This is a genomic window from Mesorhizobium sp. M7A.F.Ca.CA.004.12.1.1 (assembly GCF_003997835.1).
Classification (GTDB): Bacteria; Pseudomonadota; Alphaproteobacteria; order Rhizobiales; family Rhizobiaceae; genus Mesorhizobium.
In genome coordinates this window covers 1-4,729 of the sequence record NZ_RZRK01000483.1, presented here as the reverse complement: position 1 = coordinate 4,729, position 4,729 = coordinate 1, and the positions used below count along the sequence as shown (strand labels likewise).

At 60.8% G+C, this 4,729-nt stretch carries 4 protein-coding genes; 2 read left to right on the top strand and 2 right to left on the bottom strand.

Annotation, left to right across the window (positions count from 1 at the left end; genetic code table 11):
* Together EN984_RS23075 and EN984_RS23070 are read left to right on the top strand one after the other, a co-directional pair.
* Positions 1-828 (top strand): Gfo/Idh/MocA family oxidoreductase (locus tag EN984_RS23075; protein WP_164765593.1); only part of this gene is annotated, 828 nt, incomplete at its 5' end.
* Entirely contained in the window at positions 825-1,280 is a 456-nt protein-coding gene (locus EN984_RS23070) for a MaoC/PaaZ C-terminal domain-containing protein (RefSeq protein ID WP_164748657.1), read from the top strand. The genes EN984_RS23075 and EN984_RS23070, both read left to right, overlap by 4 nt.
* Before the next feature lie 27 nt (positions 1,281-1,307).
* Here EN984_RS23070 and EN984_RS23065 read toward each other — a convergent pair whose 3' ends face one another.
* Both EN984_RS23065 and EN984_RS23060 read right to left on the bottom strand, forming a co-directional pair.
* Positions 1,308-3,320 carry a putative 2-aminoethylphosphonate ABC transporter permease subunit gene (locus EN984_RS23065; RefSeq protein ID WP_127269441.1) on the bottom strand — a complete coding sequence of 671 codons (2,013 nt, stop codon included), beginning with the start codon at positions 3,318-3,320 and terminating at the stop codon, positions 1,308-1,310.
* Positions 3,304-4,437, bottom strand: coding sequence for a putative 2-aminoethylphosphonate ABC transporter ATP-binding protein (locus tag EN984_RS23060; protein ID WP_127270136.1), 1,134 nt, complete (start codon positions 4,435-4,437; stop codon positions 3,304-3,306). The genes EN984_RS23065 and EN984_RS23060 overlap by 17 nt, the downstream gene beginning before the upstream one ends.
* Positions 4,438-4,729 lie beyond the last annotated feature (292 nt).

The window sequence follows — 4,729 nt, the reverse complement described above, 5'->3', positions numbered from 1 at the left end:
ATCTTCGATCTTGCCACCCCGCCGTCGCGTCATGCCGATGTGCTGAAGTCCTTGCCTGATGGCGCAGTGGCGCTGATCCAGAAGCCGATGGGCAGCAATCTTGCCGAGGCGACCGCGATCCTCGAGATCTGCCGTGCCCGGAAGCTGCACGCAGCGGTGAACTTCCAATTGCGCTTCGCGCCGATGATGCTGGCGCTCAAGGGTGCTATCGGCAAGGGCTGGCTCGGCGAGATCGTCGACTTCGACGCCTGGCTGGCGCTGGCGACACCATGGCAGCTTTGGGAATTCCTGCTCAAGGCGCCGCGCGTCGAGATCGCCATGCATTCGATCCACTATCTCGACCTGATCAGGCAATTGCTCGGCGACCCCAAGGGTGTGCACGCCAAGACGCTCGGCCATCCCAACCATGCCGTGGCGCAGACGCGCACCAGCGCCATTCTCGACTATGGCGACACCGTGCGCTGCGCGCTGTCGATCAACCACGACCATAAGTTCGGCCGCCGGCACCAGGCCTGCGAGTTCCGCATCTGCGGCACAGAAGGTGCCGCCTATCTCAAGCTGGGTCTCAACCTCGATTATCCCACAGGTGAGCCGGATGTGCTGGAGATTTACCCCAAGGGTGGAACGGACTGGGTCGCGGTGCCCTTGGCCGGCGAGTGGTTTCCAGACGCCTTCGTCGGCCGCATGGCCAATGTCCAGCGTTTTGCCACCGGAGAAGATGCTATGTTGATCAGTCCGGTCGAGGATGCCTGGAGCACGATGGCGCTGGTCGAGGCGGCGTATCAGTCGAGTGCGGCACCGGCGACGCCGATCGCGGAAAGACCCTGATGGAACAGATACAGTATTTCGAAGACTATGAGATTGGCGCGTCGCGCCTGACCAGCGGCCGCACCATCACCGAGACCGACTTCATCGTCCATGCCGGCCACACCGGCGATTTCTTCCCGCACCACATGGACGCCGAGTTCATGAAGACGACGCCATTCGGCCAGCGCATCGCGCACGGCACGCTGGTGTTCTCGGTCGGCATCGGGCTGACGGCAACCGTCATCAACCCTGTCGCCTTTTCCTACGGCTACGACCGGTTGCGCTTCATCAAGCCGGTGTTCATCGGCGACACGATCCGGACGCGCACCACAATTGCGGCCAGGGAAGACGACCCGAAGAGGCCGGGGTCGGGACGGGTGATCGAACGCTGCGAGGTGATCAACCAGCGCGGCGAAGTGGTGCTGGCGGCCGACCACATCTACATCGTCGAACGCAGGCCGACGCAGGGCTGAGACTTGGGAAAGTCCTAGAGCATTTCATTATCGTACCCGCCAACCCTGAGTTCTTTTCAGGATACCTTTCGAAACAGCCACGTGAATGATCCGCGCGAATGCGTTGGTGTAGAAGATCATCATGCCCATGGCAGCAGCAGGCGCGGTGTCGCCAGCGTCGTCCATGTTGAGCACTGCAACCGAGGCGAGCGCCGTGTGTGTTGTATAGATGAAGACCACCGCGGAAACCGTCGTCATGGCGTTGACGAAAAGATAGATCGAGATGTCAAGGATTGCCGGCAGACAGATCGGCACTGTCACCCGCGTGAACAGGCGATAGAAAGGCTGCTTCAGCGAGGCCGCGACCGGCTCGAACTCACGATCGATCTGCTTCAGCGCCGTCAGGGCCGTCAAATGACCGACCGTGTAAAAGTGCGTCACGGTGCAGACGACCAGGATCGCCATTGTGCCGTAGATCGCGTGCAGCGGATTGGCCGGATTGTTGAAGAAGAAAATATAGGCCAGGCCAAGCACAAGCCCCGGCACCGCCATCGGCAGCATGGCGAGGAAGTGGAAGGCTGCCCGTCCGGTCCTGAAGCCTTCGGTCTTTTCGACGATGTAAGCGCCGACGAAGACGATGACGGTTCCAAACACAGCGGTCAGCAACGAGAGCGTGATCGAGTTGTAGTAAGAAGCCCAGCCCCCGCCATCCATGCGACCGAACGCGAAATTCTTCAGGCTGAGACTGAGGTCGTAGGGCCAGAACTTGACCAGCGCGGCGTACTGGCAAATGCCGATGATGCCGGCGATGAACAACGCGACCAGGCTGCAATAAGCCAGACAGACCAGGTCGAAGCGGCGATTGGGTTTTGCCTCGTAAGGCACCGAGCGGGCCGACAGGAGCGAAACCTGCCTACGCTGGACCAGGCGGTCGACGACGAAGGCGGCGATGGCCGGGATCAGCAAGATGACCGAGACCACCGCCCCCATCTCGAAATTCTGCTGACCAATCACTTGCTTGTAGATATCGACGGCGAGCACGTTGAACTGGCCGCCGATGACCTTCGGCAAGCCGAAATCGGTGATGACGAGCGTAAACACGACAAACGCCGCGGAGATCAAACCGTAGCGCGCGCCCGGAATGGTAACGACCCAGAACGTCCGCCACTTGCTGGCGCGCAGCGAAGCGGCGGCTTCATATTGGCGCTGGTCGGAGATCGCCAGTGCCGTCGAGATAATGATCAGAGCATGGGGAAAGGTGAAGAATATCGAGCCGACGACAATCCCCAACGGACCGTAGATCGATATGCCGCCAAGCACGCTTTTCAACAGGCCCTGGTTGCCGAACAGATAGATGAGGGCGATGCCGGGCAGTAGCGACGGCACCAGGATGGGAGCCATGGCGATGAGCCTGAATAGGCCCTTGAAGCGCATCTTGCTTCGGTTCAAAGCGTAGGCGAAGCCGAAGGCTATGCCGACCGTGATGATGGTGCTGATCAGCGCGATCAGGAAGGAGTTCTGGATCGAGCGGAACAGCGTTGGCGTCGAGAAGTAGGTTGTGTAGTTGTCCAACCCAAGCTCGCGCGCGGGCCTCAGCATAATGCGCCGAAAGGTGTTCGAATCGACTTCCTGCCATTCGGTGCCGCGATGGAGTTGCGTGCCGATCAGGAAATAAGCGTCATCGGTGGTGCCGCGGACCTTGTATTTGACCGGGCTGCGGAAACTGAAATCCGGAAAGAAGCTGGTGGCCGGCAGCCGACCATCGGAACTGGTCGCAAGCTTTTCTAGCGGGACCGCGGCGAGTTTCTCGTTCAGAGCGGCGGCCGTCACTGGCTCGCCGAAATTGCCGAGCTTGTCGCTGACCTGGAATTCGAACGCGCCAAGATCGAAGCTGTAGGTCGAGAACGATTTCGACAGCATCACGTAGAGCGGGGCTGCCAGCGACAGGACCAGATAGAACGAGATGACGACCAGCAGGCCGCGCTTGATCAACTCGTCCTTGTCGAGCGACTGTCGAAGCGCCCGACCGGACGGCATCAGGATATCAGTTGCCGCCGCCATGGCGCTCTCCTTGCGGGAAGACAAGCAGTCGGTCGGCGGGCAGTTCCACCGTTAGCGCTCCGCCTTCGGCGAGGCCGAGACGCCGCGTGGCGTTGACCGAGAAATCGGCGATCAGAATCTCGTCTCCAAGCTCTCCGCCGCGCAGCCGGGTGCGCCAGAACGAACCCAGGAATTCCATTTCACCGACGGTCACTTCGATCAGGTTTTCCGAAGTCTTCACCACATCGGGTGCTCCAGGCGAGCGCGAACCCGGCCCGTGTGGAATCACGTCTTCCGGTCGAATGGCGGCGACGACTGCTTCGCCGTTCGCAAAGCTGTGCGGCGCGCATCTGAAAGCCTTCGTCCCGAAGCCTACCGAATCTGCTCCTACCGTCGCATCGAACTTGTTGGTCTCGCCGATGAAATCGGCGACGAACAGCGTCCTGGGATGGCGATAGATTTCAGTCGGGCTGCCGACCTGCTCGATGACGCCATGGTTCATGACTACAATGCGGTCGGCCAACGACAATGCTTCTTCCTGGTCGTGCGTAACCATGATCGTGGTGACGCCGAGCTTGCGCTGCAGCCCCTTGATCTCGTGGCGCAAGTGCACGCGCACCTTGGCGTCGAGCGCCGACAGCGGCTCGTCGAGCAGAAGCAGGCCGGGCGAGGTGGCGATGGCCCGGGCGAGCGCGATGCGCTGCTGCTGCCCGCCGGAAAGCTGCGCTGGGTATTTCTTCGCCTGATCGGGCAAGCCGACCAGCATGAGCAATTCCTTGACGCGGGCATCGATCTCGGCGCGCGGCCGTTTGGTGTTTTCCAGGCCAAAGGCGATGTTCCTTTCAATCGTCAGATTGGGAAACAGCGCGTAGGACTGAAACACGATGCCGTAGTCGCGTTTTGACGGCGGCAGCGTTGAGATATCCCTGCCCCCCTGGCGGACGACGCCTCTGGTCTGCAGGTCGAGGCCGGCGACGGCGCGCAGCAGCGTGGTCTTGCCGCAACCCGAAGGGCCGAGAAAGCAGATGAATTCGCCTTCGTTGATGTCGAGCGAGATGTCCTTCAGCGCATGGAACTCGCCGAAGGCCTTCCAGAGATGTTCGATCCGCAGGTAAGCCGTGTTGCCGGCAGCGGTCATGGGATGCACCTCGGCCAGCGTTGCCGATAGATCAGCGACGGGTTCGTGTCTCATTTTGACCATCCGGGAAGAGTTACGAGAAGGGCGCCGCTCTGACGGCGCCCTGTCGAAATGCTCTGCGTCTAGCTCTTGGGCTCAGACTTGGCGTCGTAGCGCTTCGTCCACTCGTCGAGAATGGCCTTGCGGTGGTTGGCCGCCCACTCGAAGTCATTGTCGATCATCTTGGACTCGATATCTGCGGGCAGGAATTCGACCGGCTTGGCGACATTCGGCATAGCCAGAACCGCATAAC

Coding starts and splice junctions, on each gene's coding strand:
- EN984_RS23065 (WP_127269441.1), bottom strand. CDS start 3,320: ATGGCGGCGGCAACTGATATCCTGATGCCGTCCGGTCGGGCGCTTCGA.
- EN984_RS23060 (WP_127270136.1), bottom strand. CDS start 4,437: ATGACCGCTGCCGGCAACACGGCTTACCTGCGGATCGAACATCTCTGG.